The sequence below is a fragment of the Patescibacteria group bacterium genome (genome assembly GCA_040390045.1).
Lineage (GTDB): Bacteria > Patescibacteriota > Minisyncoccia > Phycocordibacterales > SIBU01 > SIBU01.
Genome location: JAZJZC010000005.1, coordinates 24,142 through 41,329, shown reverse-complemented (window position 1 = coordinate 41,329; position 17,188 = coordinate 24,142). Strand labels below are relative to the sequence as shown.

Genomic DNA, 17,188 nt, shown 5'->3' with positions numbered 1-17,188 from the left:
CCCTGTAATTACTGGGTGTTTTTCTTTAGAAATTTAAGCGCGTAAAACTTTTTCAGTATCGTCAGTGATATCAATAAGTCGCGAGGGAGATGCGGTGACTTCCCCACCATCTTGATAGAAATCAACATGGTGTCCGAAGTATGCCCTCGCCTCGGAAATATTTTTAGCAACGAGATGACCTTGCGGATTAGCTGACGGAGCAACGAGGGGTCCGGCATCGCCAAGAAGTGACTGAAGTTCATGCCGCACAGGTACGCGAAACGCAAGCGAGTTTTTTCCACGATGAAGATACGCAAATCTTTCTGAATTGCACGGCAGAATCACACTGACTGGGCCCGGCCAAACTTTTCTTAGAATTTTTTCCTGTGCCTCAGTCGGTATCACACCAAACTTTTTCAAGTCTTTCTTGTCAGCAATCAAAACAATAAACGGTTTATTTAAATCTCGCTTGCGCAACCGGTAAATTTCATTGACCGTTCTTTCATTAAGTGCCGAACCAACAATCCCGTAAGTTGTATCAGTTGGAATCACCGCAACTCCGCCGCCTCGTAAAATATCTCGTAAACCCTTTTTTTCTTCACCCCACTTGTCCTGAGTTTTTCGAAGGGATGACCACTCAGGCTTCTCTCCTTTCAACCAGCACAGAAGATACAGAGCCGTGGTTAACAGCAAAAATCTCGGGGCAAAATTCAGTAACGTGTCACTTCCAGAGTGGGAACCTAAGTCGACTAAGCGAAAAATGTAGACCAAGAGCAACACATAGAGTGCTAAAACAGCGTAGCTTTCCCATGTTCCAAATGTCCACCCCCATCCGTATTTTTTTCTTTTAAACCAGATTTTTTTCATAATTCTTTAAAAATTCTTCTATTTTTTTACCATCTCTCTCAAGCCACCTAATATTCCCATCGATTTTTTCAAGTGCCTGCTCAACAGCTCGAGAAGCACCGGGAGCTGGGTGAGTTTTGAAAAAGGTCTTGATATCAGTATACGCCTCACGCGTACTGAAAACGACACAGGTTTTAATCAATCTGGAAAGTTGATGACCACCATCACCGAATCGCTCGAGAAAAGTTGGCCAGTTTTTCTTGAGGAATGCCCAGGCTAAATCACTTCCCGCTGGGTTACCCAAAACTGACGCAACGAGACTGAGCGCGTCCTGCCCACGAACGTCCTTTGAAAGCGCAAACGTCAAAACTTCACTTAAAAGTTTTTTATTTTTAAAGCCCGCCAACGCCCGGCCAAGTCTCCCCTGCTCTTCATGTAATTTTTCTCCTCGGTACAAAGCCAAAATTTTCCGGAAATCTTTTTCATTTCCGAACTCTGCCGCAATACCATAAACCGCGCCGCGAATATCAGCAGGCACTGGTTTCTGTTTGTACAAAAAATCATTCATCATTTTTTTGGCCATCGCGACCGTTGCACTATGACCATAATCTCCTGCCGTACCTAAAATTAAACTGCGGAGAAGTACGTCCTCATGACCATCAGAAGATTTGGCTTGCCATCCTACTCTTTGTACCGCTTTTTCAAAAATCGCAAGAACAAATTGACGGTAGTTTTCTGTATATGATTGATTTTGTATAAGACGCTTAATTTTTTGCAAACGTCCAGAAAGCTCAGCCCAAATGGTGTAACTCTCTTCATTTGTATATTGACAGACCAGAGAAAGCGCATCGGTCACTGAAACTATTCCGCCTTCGGCAAGCGCAAAACTATCGCGGACTAAACCAAATCGATCAAGGGTTGAAAGCTTGTTTTTGGAAAGTGGAATTTTAAATCGTCCCAGTAGCTCAGGCGAATAGGCCGTACGGAAAAAGCTACTCTCATTTGGATTAATTTTGTACCAAGAGCCTGCAGGCAACTTTTGGGAGGCTTGCGAAGCGTCGAGTAAAAACTTTTCTATTTTACCGGCACTTGATAGTACTGAAATGGGCACAGTCCACGTTGTTTTTTCCTTGTGCAACTTCGCTGAAACTGGATTTGAGAAAAATCTTTTTTGCGAGAGTAAAAGTTTACCTTTTTCTTCCGAAACCGAAACTACAGGATACCCACCCTTGCCTGTCCAATTTTTCATAATTTTTTCTACCGGTTTTTTGGAAACCTTGGCAAAGGCTTGCCAGAGATAAATGGTCGAGGCGTTGGCATAACTGTGTTTTTTCAAATACAATCGCAACCCGTCACGAAAATCTTTTTCACCCAGATAGTCCGCGAGCATTCTGATCACCGACGCACCTTTTGAATACGACACCTCATCAAAAATTTCGGCAATTTCTGAAGGGTGATGCACATCGATTTCAATTGGATGCGTATGTTTCAGAGCATCGAGTCCGAGTGCAGATGAAAGATCAAGATAGGCAAACTGCGTCCAGATGTTCCATTTTGGAAAAAGTTTGTCTACCGCTAGATATTCGATGTATGACGCAAAACCTTCGTTCAGCCACAAGTGCGTCCACCATTCCATCGTCACTAAATTACCGAACCATTGATGCGCAATTTCATGGGCAATGACTAGCGCCACCCACTGCTTTGAAGCGGCTGAGGTGTTTTTGGGGTCAACCAAAAGAGCCGACTCCCTGTAGGTAATCGCGCCCCAATTTTCCATAGCTCCTGCCGAAAAATCGGGAATAGCGATCATATCGAGAACTGGAAGCGGATACGGAATATCAAAATATTGGTTATAGAAAGAAAGTGTTTTAGCGGCGCATTCAAGCGCAAATTCTGCTTGGTGTTTTTTGCCGGGCGTGACGAAGACTCTTACCAATGTTCCCTCTTTAGTCTTTGTTTCGATGTGCTCAAATTCACCAATGATAAAAGCCAAAAGATAGGTCGACATTTTTGGTGTCGGCGCAAAAATTACCTCTCGCAAACCATCGCGCTCCTCCTCGGAAATCGGTAAAGTGTTTGAAATCGCTACGGTGTGAGTCGGCACCAAAAGCGTGACATCAAAAATAGCTTTGTGCGCCGGCTCATCAAAACATGGAAACGCTCGACGAGCATCGGTTGATTCAAACTGGGTTGTGGCCATGTGACGCTTCGTTCCAGCAACTTCATATTGACTGCGATAAAATCCGCGAAGTTTGTCGTTGAGAACGCCGCGGAAAACTAATTTTAATTTAGCCTGACCTTTTGGAATTAATTCTGGAAATGTGAGCGTGACTGTTTCTGCTTTTTCATTGTACGAAATTTTTCCAGCAAAATTTTTATCTTTTCCATGAGTAACTTCCGCCACTTCAATATCGAGCTCCTTTGAGTGAAGCGTGAGTGTTTGTGTAGCTTTTCCAACAATGATTGTAATGACCTCCTCTCCTTCAAATATAAATTTTTCAAGATCGGGCTTCAATTTGATCGCGTATCTTTTTGGGGCAATATCAGCTGACAACCGGACTGATTTTTTAGAATTTTTCTGCATCTGCCTAGAGTACAGCAATAATTTGATGTTTTCAAGCCACTACAGTAATAATTAATCAAACATTGACTTACACTTAAAGTGTGTTAGGGTTTGTCGCAGAAACACACCTTGAACTTTTTATGACTGAATGTCGTCTACCTAAGTTTCTGACGCAAGATATTGCCAAACAGGCAGTACAAATCGCGGTTGCAACGCTAAGTTGCCCCTACCTACTAAATGCTCTCAAACGTCAATCGTTCCACATTGTTGTACTTGTACCGAAACTCGAATACAACAACACGCTAACCAATAGTGGTTACGACGCCAATCGGGTAATAGGTTCAGTTCAACCTCACCTCCTGTATCAGGAAACAATCGGTGACAAAGGAATCTGGACCGGTGACTACGCTGAGATGGCCCTGGGTAAGGCTCAACAACTCTGGCTGGACCGCCAGGATGGCGGAAGTGACATAACTCCCCATCTGCTTTTTCCAGGAGACGTGGTTTACTGGGGCGGGGTCAAGAGGCAAGGTATTGTCGTTGCCTGCTCCGGCATCCAAGCCTATTTGGACCGCCTATTTTCGGGCATCACCGCCGACGCGTGCATTGCTCTTTCCTACCACGCATGGAAACTGCACAAAGACGGAACAGACGGTGATAAAGATTTTCTCGACTAACGAACCGATGTGATTCAATCTGCTACTCTGTGGCAGGTTTTTTATTTTGGGAAATTGAGAAAAACTCCCCGATTCGCGAAGCGAATCGGGGAGTTTTTCTATTCTCCCTGTCTTATTCATGAATCCTAAATCTTGAATCCTGAATCTACCCATTAGAACCCCAAATTCTCCCCAACAAAAATCAACGTAATCCTTTCTGGCTGAACCTCTTTGTTTACAACCAAAATTTTGCTAACAAAACTGCCGGGAACACCGTAGGCTTTGTGGGCTCTCTCACTCTCAAGTGGTAAGACGTGCTCATAAATGCGCTTGTGTCCTTCATCCAAATCTTTAACAATTTTTTGCGTACCCACAACCCAGATGACATGATCCGCTCCATAGGCATAGGCAGGCAACTGACTTCCGGTATTTGAAGCGATCATCACTTCACCGTTTTCTGTCACCGCGTGAACACTACCGACAGTCCATTCGGGCGCCGCACCGAGACGCTTTTTTTCACGGGGAGCAACGTCTTTGTCCATCAATTTATTTCGCACGGAATTAAATTTTCCGGATTGGTTGATTTCATCTACAACTCCAATCGTTTCAAGAGTTATCGAGGTCATGTTCATCACTTCAGCCCCCGCCGGAATTATTTCCAAAACCTTCTTTTTTGCCTCAACTCCGCTTTCGACAAACATAGCTTCGATGCCGGTTGATTTTAAGCCAGCGATAGTTTTCTCAACAGATTTTTTAGAGGCAAGGGTGTTATACATGTTATTTTGTAGTTTTAAGTTTTTCTTTCGGACATTCGTTAATAGTGGTCATAAAATGTTTCAGAAGATCCGCCATGTGCTTCACATTAATTGAGTAAAAAACCTCTTTTCCTCTTTTCTGATCGGAAACAAGCTGACAAGCCTTGAGGGTTTTTAAATGCTGGGAAACAGCGGGTTGGGAAAGTTTTACTTTTTTAACAATTTCTCCCACAGTTAAAGGGCCTGAGAGCAAACTCTCAATAATTTGATACCTCGACGCAGTACCGATGCCTTTTCCTAGTTTTTGAATTTCATCACAAAAGCTCATGTAAACATATTATCATATGCTTATATATTAATACAATAGACAATTGACTTTAACTTGTGTTCCAGTACTTTTTATAATTTCAGCTTCTTTTTAATTATCGAGATGATCTGCGGAAAATCAATTTTCTTATCCCAACTAGAAAAATGCCCTTGGTGCTTAAACTCATAATACTCGGTCTTCAATTTTTTATGGACAAACCGCGCTTCGGCAATCGGAATAAATCGATCATCAACTGAAGCAAACTGAACAATCCATTGCTGATTATTTTTAATTGCTTTCCAATTCCACGGCTTATCATAATACTTACTAACTTTCTCATTTGGCTCGCCGAGATCGGTATAACAGGTAGCAACTAAAATCGAACCTAAAATTTTATTTTTTTCTGCGTACCGCATTGCCGCAACCGCACCAGAGGAGTGTCCGACTAGAATGGTGTTTTGATCAGCCCCCAACTTTTTAATAAACGGCAACCAATACTTTGCTCGAGCAAGCACAGGGTCGGGAAATTGCTTAAATGCCACATCGAGCCCGAGCTTTTTAAGCTTAGCCGCAACGGGTGGCAACCAATTTTCCTTTGGCCATCCCCCACCGTTACCATGTATCAGAATAACTTTGATTTTCGGTTTTTTTAACATCGTACTATAATGCTACTCTATGTCACATGAAATTGAAACCAAAGTTTTAGATATTGATGCTGAAAAAATAAAAGCGAAATTGATTGCGTTGAGTGCGAAAAAAATCCAGGATACTCGCCTTGTAGTCGATTGGTACCGACCCGTGGGAACAAAAGAAGGCACAGATCCCTGGTTTTTAAGAATTCGATCTAATTCTCAGGGAACACATGAGGTAACGTGGAAAGCCAAATCAGAAATCCTCGGTGTTGCGCGCAAACACAAAGAAATTAATTTCTCCATAGCTGAACCAGAAAAACTTTCTGATCTTTTCGAAGAATTACAATTAGAAAAATATGCTCACCAGGAAAAAAATCGGATTTCTTTTACTTTGAAAGATTGGCAATTTGATATTGACGAGTACCCAAACATGCCCGCGTTTCTGGAAATCGAAAGTGGAAGCGAAGAACAAATTCAAAAAGCCCTGACGCTCCTTGATCTAGCAAAAAATAGAACCTGGGCGAAAGGAGAAAGAATTCTCATTCAAGAAATCTACAAGCTGGATTGGTACGACATGAAGTTTTAATTTAAACCTATTTAGGATTTTAGTACCCCTTGTTCTCAATAAGCATCTCCAAAAGTTTTGTTGGGAAAATCGGAGGATTTTCTGCGAGCGCTTGCTGATACAACACCGTCGACGGCGTGAGCGCTGGAAGCGTGTTAACTTCAATAATCATCACATCGCCATTGTTTACATTCATAAACGCATCGACTCGTGAGTAACCTTTGATACCGACACCTGAGGCGACTTTTTTAATTAAATCTTTGACCCGCTTGAGAGACGACGGTTTCAAAATGCTTATAGGCGGTGGAGTGATATTAATACCCGTACCTCCCTGAAATTTTTCTTCAACCGTCAAAACTCCACTTTCAACAATGGTAATACTTGGATTAAGAACTGAAATTTTATCCTCAATAGCCACTACCCCCACCGTTATTTCAACCCAACCGGTTTTACGAGCATGTTTAATTTGATTATTAACCACTTTTAATTTATCAGTCTCAATAAATTTTTCAAACAGCAACTCGTGTGGCGCTTTGGTTGGCAATTCAACCACATCTTTGTTTTTTATATAACCCTTCGGAATAAATTTCGCCTCTTGTCGAAAAAAATCAATATATTTTTCAAAATCCTCAAAACCACCGAGTCTCGCGACACCTGTCGAACAGCCATCGTCAGAGGGCTTTACAATAATAGCTCCTGTGCCAATTTTCTCTGTAATTTTTTTCCAGAAATCATTCAACTCTTTAGATTTTAATTTCAAAAGTTCACTGAGTACCGCCACCTCTCCTGCAATAGGAATAATGCCGTCGATATTTAAATCCTTGATAAACAAAGACGTGGCTCTTTTGTCGATGCACAACTTGGAAACTTTGGCGTCGGGACCGTTAAACAAAACGCTTTCGTTGGCTAACAGAGCTTGAAAGGAGCCGTCTTCGCCTTTTCCTCCGTGAAGCGCAATAAACACAAACGGAGAAAGTTTAATAAATTCTCCAAGACTCATTTTCTTTGGCGCAAAAAAATCATGTGGGTCAGCGTCGTACTCCAAGCCAAGTTTGATGCGTGTCCTTTTTTCGAAACTGGCCAATCGCTCTCGAGCGACAGCATAATTTTCACAATTTTGTGCAATTTCCTCAACGGTATGATTAAGCGCCAATTGATATGGCACGTGCCAGACATCCCCCTTCATATCAAGCAGAAAAGCCTGTGGGTCATAGCGCTCAGATTTTCGTAGTTTCAACCAAGCATTCGTTCCACTCATAAGGGAAACCTGTCGCTCCGAACTGTCGCCACCAAAAATAACATTAACCGGTTTTCTCGGAAAATTTCCAGATACAACGGGAGGTTTTTCAGACAGTGAAAGTTCGTGACGATTACAGGCGTTTTGTAAAATAAACCTCAGCACTTGGGCATGAGTGAGGCCGACACGCGAAGCTTGTTGAAACAAGAAACTATTCTGCTCCATACCACTGATACTGTTGAAATCGCAAAACCAGATATTGCCGTCAGGCAATACCCATCCATCAAATCGCGCAAAATCCCTCATTTTGAAAAGAGAAAAAATCTGCTCCGCCTGAGCTTGAATCTTCTCAATGACTTCCTCGGGAAATCTCGGCGGACAATGCCAAATCACTTGCCGTGTCGGCAAATACTTTCGTCTAAAATCAAAAATTTGGTTTTCCGAATAATCAGTTTCAATTTCAGTTGGAGGAAGCGCTACTGGAAGCCCGTGCTTATTTTGTAAAACAATCGTGGTAAATTCCGTACCTGTGGCTACCGGTTCAAGCACTACCCGGGTGTCCATGCGTTTGGAAAATAGAAATCGAACACGATCGAGCGCCTCCTTGGGACTGGAGACACAGAAGACGCCGATGCTTGAGCCTCCGGTTGCCGGTTTAACAATAGCTTTGGAAAGTTTGTGCTCCTTAAAAAAACTTTCAATAACGGCCTGGTGATCTTGGTTGTAGATTTTAAGTAGCTGCGATGGAAAAGTAAAAAAACCACGGCCGCGAACAAATTCATTCGCTGAAAATTTATCAAAAGCGGTTTTACAAGATTTCGAATCAGAACCAACGAACGGAATAGAATTTTTCTCAAGCAAACTTTGAATACCGCCATCTTCACCAAATGGCCCATGCATGGCGGGAAAAGCGATATCAACTGACTTAAGTAATTTAATGAGCGCTTGGGGTGAAAGTTCGGCCGCCATCGCGCTCAATTTGAAATCAAAATCCGATGGTGTATTACTGTACAACTGGGATCGCGAAACTCGATAGGCTCGCTTTCGAGTATCAAAATAGATTGGGACAATTTCCACATCCTCGGACTCCAAGTGATCGAGCACTGAGCGCGCCGAATTAAGGGAAATTCCCCTTTCTAACGACGGGCCACCACATAAAAGTGCTACTTTCAAGGTTTTTTGCAGAAATTAATTCCTATAATCTCCTTATAACACTAGCATAAAACAAAATGTTTTAGCAAATATTGTAAAAGATTAAAAATTTTGCAATTCTAAAACTTCAATCCAGCTAGAAATTACTTTTTTGAAATAATCGCCGTGACCGCTTGATGATCACTGACACCTTCAGTCAGCTTCACTTCAGAAATTGTGTATTGTGGCGTACTAAAAAGTCCGTCAACCATAAGCTGTAAATCACCCGCTCGATGAAGATTCCCATCGATACTTGTTCTGTAATGCGTAGGAATATTATCTCTGTATCGATTCGCAATAGAAGTAAAAATCTCTCGCCCACGTGGAGCGTTAAAATCCCCTGACAAAACAAAGTCAGGCATAGTATCGAGTATCGAAAAAAGCTCCTTAAGATTCACACGTTGCTCGTCGGTGGCTTCACCATTTTTGGTCCACGTAAAATGAGTCGTAGCAAAGGTATACAAAACATCATCACAAGAAAGCTCAACCGAAAGAAGAACTTTGTTTATGACGGTAGTTCCTACTTCGGGGTTTTTGTAAAATAAGGGTATCGCGTCCGCACTACCAACATAATAGCGTATGGAAGAATTGACCAAAGATAATCGAGTAAAAATAGCAACACCCGAAAGCGTGAGTGGTGCAAGAGGACTGTCATCGGCAATTTGTCTCTTGGCCATCGGCGCGAAAACGCATTTCATGCCAAGTTCCTGTTCGAACATATGGATGTCACATTCGAAAATTTCTTGAGCACAAAAAACGTCCGGTTGAAAATTTTTTAGAAATGGAAAAATCCTATCGTAGTGGAGGTTGTGTTCAATATTAATAGACGCGAAACGAATCGGTTTTTGGAAATCAGCGAGCATATTCTCTAAGAGGTTATTTCAGGCTGACTCTGCGAACGAGTCAAAAGATAAATCGCCGCCAAAAGTCCGATCATGCCGACTATCTGTACCCAGGTGATTGGCATACTGATAAACACAGCATTGACCGCAACTGCCGCAAGTGGAAACCCGAGCTCAGCAACCGTAGCCACAGAAGCTTTGGTACTTTCCAAACCCTTGTAATACAAAAACAAAGAAACAATTCCTGATGTGACCGCGATGATAAGAATATAAAACCAATCTTTCGTCGTAATGTTTGAGATAGTGCCAAGTGTTGCATCGTGAATGTTGAGTCCAATTAAAAACACGAAACCGATGACGAAACGCAAAGCGGTCATCGTTTTGAAGCTAACTGTTTCCAGTGCATATTTGCCGAGGACAGTCGAAGCCGCCCAGAAAATCGCGGCTAAAAGAGCTAGCTTAACTCCCTCAAAATTAGGGTTAAATGCTTCGCCTGGATACAGTTTTGGGACAAAGCCCGAAAAGGAAATAATGTAGGCAGCAAAAACTGCGAAAAATGTTAGTGGCCAAAAATATTTTGGTAATTTTTCCTTAAGCAAAAGCATAGCAAGTCCAATAGCAATAAACGGCTGTAATTTCTGAAGTAAAATCGCCACCGAAGGGTTTACATAATGAAATGCTTCGGTAAACGCGACAGAACCTAAAGCTGATCCACAGACTCCGACAAAAATCACCGAGAGCCAGCCTTTCCAGGTTAACTTTTTAATTTCAGACCATCCGAGAAAAATAAAGGGAATGGCAACCAAGATGTCAAAAAAGTGCTCTCCTAACACAATCAGGTTGCTTGGTAAATCTTTCGTCAAATGCAGTCGAAACGGCGCGTCGGTCGCCCAAAGCATAGCGGCAAAAAAAATCAGATAGGGACCAAATTTTCTTAGTAAATCTTTCATATCCATGAATGCATTTTAAATATAATAATCACAACATTGTACAATACCAAACAAAAAAAACCTACGTCCGCCGTTACTTTAGCAGACTAAAATAACGGCGGAGCCGCCACCTCCTTTTCAACCCGCTTCACATCTTTTTTAATCTGAGCAATTAAAAGTTTTTCGGTTTTAAAAGTTTCAAAGGGTCTGAGAAATTTATAGGGATAGAGCGTCAACTTTTTTCCATACAACTTCCCCTTGAAACCTAAAATATGCGCTTCGATTTTCGGAGTTTTTTTCTTGTCGAGCGGACCAATCACAATCGCCGTTTTTAGAATTTTTTTGAGATGATGCAAAAAAACCACACCGGCGTAGACCCCGAGCGGCAAATCCATTTTGTCTTTCAAAAACTGTTTCCTATCCAAATTCGCTGTCGGAAACCCCAGCTTCCGGCCATATCCGTCGCCTTTTATGACTTTTCCCTCAATAATTGGCGTAATCATTCCCCCAGCTTACCACAGCCATTTTATTTGTCTCCGTTTCTCTTTAAAATCTTTACAATCCCTAAATTGGCATCTACCTCTACTAAATCCCCATCCTTTAAAACCTTGCTAGCAACTTGGGTACTAATAACACAGGGCTTTTTCAACTCACGCGCCGTAATAGCAACATGAGAAAGGATTCCACCCGCATCAGTTACAAACGCTGCAGCTTTTTTCATGAGCGGTAAAAACTCTGGTCGAGTCATCCCGGTTACTAAGATATCTCCATCGTCAAACTTTCCCCCGTCCTTCAATGGATTAGAGATCACTTTTACTTTACCAATAACCTTCCCCACAAAAGCAACTTGACCTTTTATAAGATCGGGTGCCAAAAAAGATGAAACGATTTTTTCAATTTCATCTACAGCCATACCAGTAAAAACCTGACTCTCTTTGGAATCGAAAATAAGTACAGAACTTTCATGCCGATTTTTTAGCTGGGCTTTATCCGGCAATAAATTACCTTGAAAATACGATCTGAATTCTTCCTTGGTTAGGGCCAAAATCATTTCTTTGGTGTATGAAGTTTCCGTGACCACTCTCTCAGCGAGAAGTTCTATATAATTTTCGATATTTCTATATGCGGGTTCGCAATACAACCTTGCCTTTTCAAGTGTTGGTAAAAATTTATCTAGATCTTCAATCGAAAGACGATCAACAATATACTTAACACTCACATGGTATAAAAAATAATCTTGGACTACCTTCCAAAATTCATTAAATTCGACAAGTCCAAAATTTTTTACACTTTGAGAGTCTATAAAAGAAGCTACCCTGTCTGTATGAGAAATCAAACCATTTGATATTTTTTCTACAAACGTACTATCTTCCCTCGCCAAAGAGCTTAGTCTGTCACCTAAATCATCTTTATCTTCACCACGTACCCACCCATGAGAAATGCCATTTTTGTAAAACGTCACCGTCTTAGCAAAAAATGGCTTACTTGAAATATCACTTTGCTTTGTACACTGATCTCCAAAATGAGAATCGAAAGCCAGACTTCCTCTAGAAGACCAAACTTTTACCCAATCAGTGTGTTTTTTGAAATCAGAAAGTTCCACAAAATTTTATTTTCCTTCTTTTACAATTTCCTCAATAACTTCAATCGGAACAACTTCGTTAAATTTAAACTTTTTGCCGCCAGGCAATTCCTTCTTGTAAATAATCCTAACTGCTGGTTCGCTATTTCTGTCAGTGGTTACAAGTTCGACATCAAAACCTTCCGTAAAATCAAAAATGTTTGGAATAAGAGCTAGAAGTCTGTCACGCTCCTCTATTCCTTTAGTTTTTTCAATCACCTTAAACAAAAAAGACTCGGTTACACCACCATGAGAACCTAAAAATCGCTCGAGTTTGGGATCTTGATATTTACCACTTTGGACAAGTTCCTTCCATCGGCTAGAGACTGAAAGATATTTCTTTACTACTTGAGCCACATCTCCAGCTTGTCTTGAGTATGTTGACCCTTTCGAGTCTTTTACTTCCTTCGCCAATGCATCACTTGAATTAACTAAAAACTTCATATATTCTTTCTTTGAAAAAGCTTCAAATGCTTTTGCTCCAAATGGGGTATCCTTATCCATAGTAAAATCGAGACGAGGATCACTCATTACCTTAGATCCGTAGGAAATATCTCCATCCAGTTTTGCCTTAAGTTCTTTCAGCGATTCGTCACCAACAACACTATCGAGCGCCTGGCCAGCCATCGCAAAAGAGGCAGTCTGTTGTGACCGTGCTCTCGGGCTCCCAAAAGCCATGGTCTGCCGGAGGTTCGGTCTTTCCTCAATTGACTTCGCTTTATTCATTCCCTGCTCTCGTCCAGCCGCAGAAAGTTCGTATTCAGGGTCAGATTTTGCTGGATCCTTAAACTGTTCACCGTGTCTGAAAAAATGTAATTGTATCTTGGAAATAATTTCCTGACTCTCTTGCTTAGGTGGCATTTCGTTAATATTCATAAAACTAAAATAACAACTAGGCTTTTAATAACCGAATTATTCCACTATCAGCATCCACTTCCACCAAGTCCCCGTCCTTCAAAACTTTTGTCGCAACCTGTGTTCCAATGACACAAGGTTTTTTCAATTCTCGAGCAGAAATGGCGGCATGCGAAAGAATACCTCCTGCGTCAGTAACAATGGCTGCTGCCTTTTCCATAATTGATAAATATTCGGGTCGCGTCATTCCTGTCACTAAAATATCTCCCTCAACAAAATGATTGGCTTTTGTTGGATCGAGAATAATCACAGCGCGGCCAGTCACCTTACCTTTATAGGCAACCATTCCCTTAATCACATTGGTTGCAGTTTGTTTAGTAACAATGTCCTCAACCTTCTGTACATCAGCACCAGTAATGACCATCGAGTCTGTTTCATCAAATAAAATTACCGCTCCCTTATTTCGCTCTTCAAGAACGTTCCTTTTCGGAAAAATGCCGCCTTTAAAATATTCGTCCATCTCAGACTTCGTCGTGCAAAGCACAAGCTCATATGGTAGATTAATTTTTTGACCAATAGCTTGCGCTGTTGAGATCATAAAATCTTCGGTTCTCTTGAAAACTGGTTCGGCATACAAACGAGCTTCTTCAAGATGTGGTAACAACTTCTGCAAAAGTTCTGGTTCCAAATAATCAACAACATATTTAACATTAATATGCGGTGTGTAGTACAGAAGTACATGGTTCCAAAAATCATTGTAAATTTCCAAACTTGGTTGAGCTGCAACGTTTGTATCCAAAAAATTTATAATCGAATCAACTTCTTTCTTTAATTCAGAACAAACTTCTAACGCTTTATCGGGATTATTTTTAACCTCCGTTGCAAGAAAATTACCTAAACGGTCCCTGTCTGTTTGAGTTGCCCACCCATTACTTTTGCCTTCTTTTACAAAAATAATACTCTGACTGAAAACGGGATGACTTCCGAAGTGAATTTCTTTTGTGTAATCATTGCCAAAATGAAAACATGTCAAAAAACTCCATGATCCCGCCCAAATTTTCGTCCAGTCTGCATGTTTAAATTTTTCTATATCCATATCATTTAATTAATCTAACAATCCCAACTACTGCATCAACTTCAACAAGATTCCCATCTTTTAAAACCCTAGTAGCAATCTTTGTCCCAATTATACAGGGCTTTCTAAGTTCCCGCGAAACTATCGCGGCATGACAAGAGAGTCCACCCTCATCGGTTACAATCCCAGCCGCTCTTTTCATCGCAACCACAAAATCAGGCGTAGTCATGCTTGTAACCAAAATATCGCCTTCTTCCAGCTTATTGATTGTAGCCATGGTCATAACCACTTTCACTTTTCCTCTCACAACACCCTTGCAAGCAACGGTACCAGAAATTTCCTTTACATTCGTAAAATTTTTAGGATTAAAAAAATCAAACAACTCATCAACAAGTTTTCCTGCTATTAACAAATCTCTACCTTCAAAAACACCGAGAATAAATCCTGTATGCCTTCTTTCTATTTCTTCCCCGCTAATTGTGAGTCGGCCTTGGTTCAGCGAGGCCTCGACCTCTCTATAGCTTAATTGCAAAAAATCCTCTCGTGACAATGATACATCCGTCGCCAACTGTTTAGCCAAGTTTTCATATGCAAACCAAATTTGTTGGGATAATTCTTTGGCTCGATTACGCAAGTAGATACCAACCTGAAGTCCAATTACAAAATGTTTGTAAGGATTTTCCGGCGCTTCTCTCGGTTGAAAGACATAAATATCATGTTTTATTTCACTCAAAACATCTTCCTTAGTATACGGCTCAAGAATATTATAATTCGATTTAATCCACCCAAACTGCGCTAGATGTTTTAAGAAAAGATTATCTAAATTTTGACTATTCTCGTTTTTTGCTCTTTTGATTTCGATGAGCGATTCATTCATACGATCAACATCAAGCGGTTTGTACTGTACCGCATACTCAAGTAATGACGGGTTACGCTCCTTTAAAATTTTCTCGCAATAATTTGTCAACGGTACTGTAAAAGCATAGTATTTTTGAATTTCCAGCAAAATTTCGACGTACCGATTCAACCAAAAAATCTTTTCATCTGTGCTCGTCCTACTCCAATCCGTTTCAGTAAATTTCCCAACCAATTCATCTTTTTTCTTAGCAGATTGTTCAATATTTTTAAATACCTCTATTGGCCAATGTGGATCTTCCTTAAAAGCATTCGGAAAAATCACCTTGTTTAAATTATCTGTAAAATCTTGGTCATAAATCGCGGAATTCCTAACCCAAAAACTATTTTTATCGGAAACAGCGATATGTTTTGTAAGCCATGTTTTCTGCCCAAGTGCCTCACACACAATTTGCTTCGACTGAAAAAATCCGGGCCTCTGAACTCGGTTTTCCCAGTTTCTAGATTTAATTTTCTCAACTATTTCTTTTTCTTCTTTTGATACTCTCATAATTTAAATAGAACTATTTTGCTCCACTTTAGTTAACTAAAGTGGAGCAAAAAAATGTTCTTTTATTTACAAATTATCTACGAGAATCACTCTCGCTGGACCACCCTCAATCCCGGTAAATTTAAGCGGCAGACAAACAAGTGTGTAATTGCCAGCGGGCACTTGGCAGAGATCGATTCCTTCGATAATGGGAATATTGTGAGAAAGTAATGCCGTGTGCGGACGTTGATCTTTACTTCCTCGTTGCTTAACTGAAAAATAATCGATACCAAAAAGTGTGATTTCTAAATGAGAAAGATATTCTGCGGCGTCACCATCGAGATAGACGTAATCATCGTAAAATTTTTCAAAACCTCGCGCGGAATTTTTGGTTTTAATCAAAATTCGATCTCCTTTAACAATAGAATGCTTACCTAGGTCAGCAGTCTTTACCGAACCTACACTCTGAGTGCAATCAATCACCTTGCATGGACCAACAAAAACCCCGAGTGGGATCTGATCGAGTGATGAAGCACCCGCCACTGCGTGACTCGGCGCATCCACATGCGTTCCGGTGTGTGAGCCCATAACAATCTTCGAAAGATGCGTCGTGTGTGCCGGCATTTCGTGATGCATAGAAATCTCGAGCGGTACGTTACCCGGATAGATAACGGTTTTTTCGTTGAGTGGTACCGAGATGTCGAAAATTTTCATAGTTTTTTTATTGGACTCAATTTGTACGATATATCGTACAAATTTACAGTCTGGAATTTAATAATTTCGGGATTTATTTGAAAATTGAAAATTGTAAAATTGAAAATTCGCAGGCAAAAACTTCCTAGTTTTTGCCTGCGCCGTGTCCCCCGAATTGATTTCGTAAAGTCGAAAGCACCTTGCCAGTGTAACTTGGGTTTTTTGCAGATGCTACACGAAATTGAAATGAGGCCTCAATCACTGGTGTCGGAATACCGAGTTCCTTGCCAGCTTGAACCGTCCACTCGCCTTCTCCCAGGTGTCCCACGGTACTAGAGATCTCTCCGAGATCAGTTCCGTATTTCTTAAAACCGCTCGCCAACCAGCCGATAAGTCTCGATTCAACCACACTTTTATGATTATACAAATCCGCTACCTGTTCCAAATCCAATTTAAAATCAGATTTTTTCATAATGGCAAACCCTTCAGCGATGGCCTGCATCATGCCGTACTCAATGCCATTGTGAACCATTTTTACAAAATGCCCCGCGCCAGCTTTGCCCATAAGTCCCAAAGCCTTAGGCGAAACTAAATCCTTGAAAAGCTTTTCGTATTTTTCGTACACTTCTCTTTTTCCGCCAACCATAATGCAGGCTCCTTCTCGCGCGCCCTTAGGTCCTCCTGAAACTCCTGCGTCAAGAAATTCAATTCCCTTTTTCTTAAGTTCACCCGCTCGTCGAATCGAATCTTTGTAAAAGGAGTTACCGCCATCAATTACCGTATCACCTCGTTCCAAATATTTTGAAACTTCAGTGAGCACTTCATCAACAGCCGAATTGGAAACCATAAGCCACACCGTCCGTGGTTTTGAAAGTTTCGAGACTAACTCTTGCAATGACTGAGCGACAGGAATTCCCGCTTTTTTTGCTTCAATTCTGGGTGCCTCACTTCGGTTATACGCCACAACGCTGTAGCCCTTCTCCTGCATTCGCAAAACCATGTTTAATCCCATTTTCCCCAAACCAACGTATCCAATTTTTATTTTTTTCATCCCCACT

General features: G+C 41.1%; 16 protein-coding genes and 1 pseudogene. 2 read left to right on the top strand and 15 right to left on the bottom strand.

Annotated elements, in window-relative coordinates; genetic code table 11:
* Positions 1–33 precede the first annotated feature (33 nt).
* A complete protein-coding gene (locus V4467_04575; protein ID MES2088234.1) occupies positions 34–846 on the bottom strand; it encodes an L-threonylcarbamoyladenylate synthase in 813 nt (270 codons plus the stop codon).
* On the bottom strand, positions 827–3,409 hold the full coding sequence (locus tag V4467_04570) for a M1 family metallopeptidase (protein ID MES2088233.1): 2,583 nt from the start codon (positions 3,407–3,409) through the stop codon (positions 827–829). The genes V4467_04575 and V4467_04570 overlap by 20 nt, the downstream gene beginning before the upstream one ends.
* Positions 3,410–3,489: 80 nt before the next feature.
* Here V4467_04570 and V4467_04565 point away from each other — a divergent pair, with 80 nt between their 5' ends.
* Positions 3,490–4,065, top strand: a complete 576-nt coding sequence (locus tag V4467_04565) for a hypothetical protein (GenBank protein MES2088232.1) — start codon at positions 3,490–3,492, stop codon at positions 4,063–4,065.
* A 152-nt stretch (positions 4,066–4,217) separates the two neighbouring features.
* Here V4467_04565 and V4467_04560 read toward each other — a convergent pair whose 3' ends face one another.
* From V4467_04560 to V4467_04550, 3 genes are all read right to left on the bottom strand, one after another.
* Positions 4,218–4,820, bottom strand: coding sequence for an LUD domain-containing protein (locus tag V4467_04560; protein ID MES2088231.1), 603 nt, complete (start codon positions 4,818–4,820; stop codon positions 4,218–4,220).
* A gap of 1 nt (position 4,821) precedes the next feature.
* Positions 4,822–5,127: a metalloregulator ArsR/SmtB family transcription factor gene (locus V4467_04555; GenBank protein ID MES2088230.1), complete on the bottom strand. Its 306-nt coding sequence runs from the start codon at positions 5,125–5,127 to the stop codon at positions 4,822–4,824.
* Positions 5,128–5,198: 71 nt separating this feature from the next.
* Positions 5,199–5,762 (bottom strand): alpha/beta hydrolase, encoded by a 564-nt coding sequence (locus tag V4467_04550; protein ID MES2088229.1) that lies wholly within the window; start codon positions 5,760–5,762, stop codon positions 5,199–5,201.
* Between the two features lie 19 nt (positions 5,763–5,781).
* Here V4467_04550 and V4467_04545 point away from each other — a divergent pair, with 19 nt between their 5' ends.
* Positions 5,782–6,324, top strand: coding sequence for a CYTH domain-containing protein (locus tag V4467_04545; GenBank protein ID MES2088228.1), 543 nt, complete (start codon positions 5,782–5,784; stop codon positions 6,322–6,324).
* A gap of 19 nt (positions 6,325–6,343) precedes the next feature.
* On the opposite strand, the gene V4467_04540 is transcribed toward V4467_04545, so the two are convergent.
* From V4467_04540 to gnd, 10 genes and pseudogenes are all read right to left on the bottom strand, one after another.
* A complete protein-coding gene (locus V4467_04540; protein ID MES2088227.1) occupies positions 6,344–8,713 on the bottom strand; it encodes a hypothetical protein in 2,370 nt (789 codons plus the stop codon).
* A 122-nt stretch (positions 8,714–8,835) separates the two neighbouring features.
* Positions 8,836–9,594 carry an endonuclease/exonuclease/phosphatase family protein gene (locus tag V4467_04535; protein ID MES2088226.1) on the bottom strand — a complete coding sequence of 253 codons (759 nt, stop codon included), beginning with the start codon at positions 9,592–9,594 and terminating at the stop codon, positions 8,836–8,838.
* A gap of 5 nt (positions 9,595–9,599) precedes the next feature.
* Positions 9,600–10,529 (bottom strand): DMT family transporter, encoded by a 930-nt coding sequence (locus tag V4467_04530; protein MES2088225.1) that lies wholly within the window; start codon positions 10,527–10,529, stop codon positions 9,600–9,602.
* A gap of 80 nt (positions 10,530–10,609) precedes the next feature.
* On the bottom strand, positions 10,610–11,005 hold the full coding sequence (locus V4467_04525; protein ID MES2088224.1) for a riboflavin kinase: 396 nt from the start codon (positions 11,003–11,005) through the stop codon (positions 10,610–10,612).
* A 23-nt stretch (positions 11,006–11,028) separates the two neighbouring features.
* Positions 11,029–12,105, bottom strand: a complete 1,077-nt coding sequence (locus V4467_04520) for a PEP-utilizing enzyme (protein ID MES2088223.1) — start codon at positions 12,103–12,105, stop codon at positions 11,029–11,031.
* A gap of 6 nt (positions 12,106–12,111) precedes the next feature.
* Positions 12,112–12,999, bottom strand: coding sequence for a hypothetical protein (locus tag V4467_04515; GenBank protein ID MES2088222.1), 888 nt, complete (start codon positions 12,997–12,999; stop codon positions 12,112–12,114).
* Between the two features lie 16 nt (positions 13,000–13,015).
* Positions 13,016–14,074 (bottom strand): PEP-utilizing enzyme, encoded by a 1,059-nt coding sequence (locus V4467_04510; GenBank protein ID MES2088221.1) that lies wholly within the window; start codon positions 14,072–14,074, stop codon positions 13,016–13,018.
* Positions 14,075–14,090: 16 nt separating this feature from the next.
* Positions 14,091–14,366, bottom strand: a pseudogene (locus V4467_04505) (PEP-utilizing enzyme).
* Between the two features lie 1,158 nt (positions 14,367–15,524).
* A complete protein-coding gene (locus tag V4467_04500) occupies positions 15,525–16,151 on the bottom strand; it encodes a cyclase family protein (protein MES2088220.1) in 627 nt (208 codons plus the stop codon).
* Between the two features lie 124 nt (positions 16,152–16,275).
* Positions 16,276–17,181: a decarboxylating 6-phosphogluconate dehydrogenase gene (gnd, locus tag V4467_04495; protein MES2088219.1), complete on the bottom strand. Its 906-nt coding sequence runs from the start codon at positions 17,179–17,181 to the stop codon at positions 16,276–16,278.
* Between the last annotated feature and the right edge of the window lie 7 nt (positions 17,182–17,188).

Bases quoted from the DNA above. Each gene is read 5' to 3' on its own strand.
- V4467_04575 (MES2088234.1), bottom strand. From the start codon at position 846: ATGAAAAAAATCTGGTTTAAAAGAAAAAAATACGGATGGGGGTGGACA.
- V4467_04570 (MES2088233.1), bottom strand. From the start codon at position 3,409: ATGCAGAAAAATTCTAAAAAATCAGTCCGGTTGTCAGCTGATATTGCC.
- V4467_04560 (MES2088231.1), bottom strand. From the start codon at position 4,820: ATGTATAACACCCTTGCCTCTAAAAAATCTGTTGAGAAAACTATCGCT.
- V4467_04555 (MES2088230.1), bottom strand. From the start codon at position 5,127: ATGAGCTTTTGTGATGAAATTCAAAAACTAGGAAAAGGCATCGGTACT.
- V4467_04550 (MES2088229.1), bottom strand. From the start codon at position 5,762: ATGTTAAAAAAACCGAAAATCAAAGTTATTCTGATACATGGTAACGGT.
- V4467_04545 (MES2088228.1), top strand. From the start codon at position 5,782: ATGTCACATGAAATTGAAACCAAAGTTTTAGATATTGATGCTGAAAAA.
- V4467_04535 (MES2088226.1), bottom strand. From the start codon at position 9,594: ATGCTCGCTGATTTCCAAAAACCGATTCGTTTCGCGTCTATTAATATT.
- V4467_04530 (MES2088225.1), bottom strand. From the start codon at position 10,529: ATGGATATGAAAGATTTACTAAGAAAATTTGGTCCCTATCTGATTTTT.
- V4467_04525 (MES2088224.1), bottom strand. From the start codon at position 11,005: ATGATTACGCCAATTATTGAGGGAAAAGTCATAAAAGGCGACGGATAT.
- V4467_04515 (MES2088222.1), bottom strand. From the start codon at position 12,999: ATGAATATTAACGAAATGCCACCTAAGCAAGAGAGTCAGGAAATTATT.
- V4467_04510 (MES2088221.1), bottom strand. From the start codon at position 14,074: ATGGATATAGAAAAATTTAAACATGCAGACTGGACGAAAATTTGGGCG.
- V4467_04500 (MES2088220.1), bottom strand. From the start codon at position 16,151: ATGAAAATTTTCGACATCTCGGTACCACTCAACGAAAAAACCGTTATC.
- gnd (MES2088219.1), bottom strand. From the start codon at position 17,181: ATGAAAAAAATAAAAATTGGATACGTTGGTTTGGGGAAAATGGGATTA.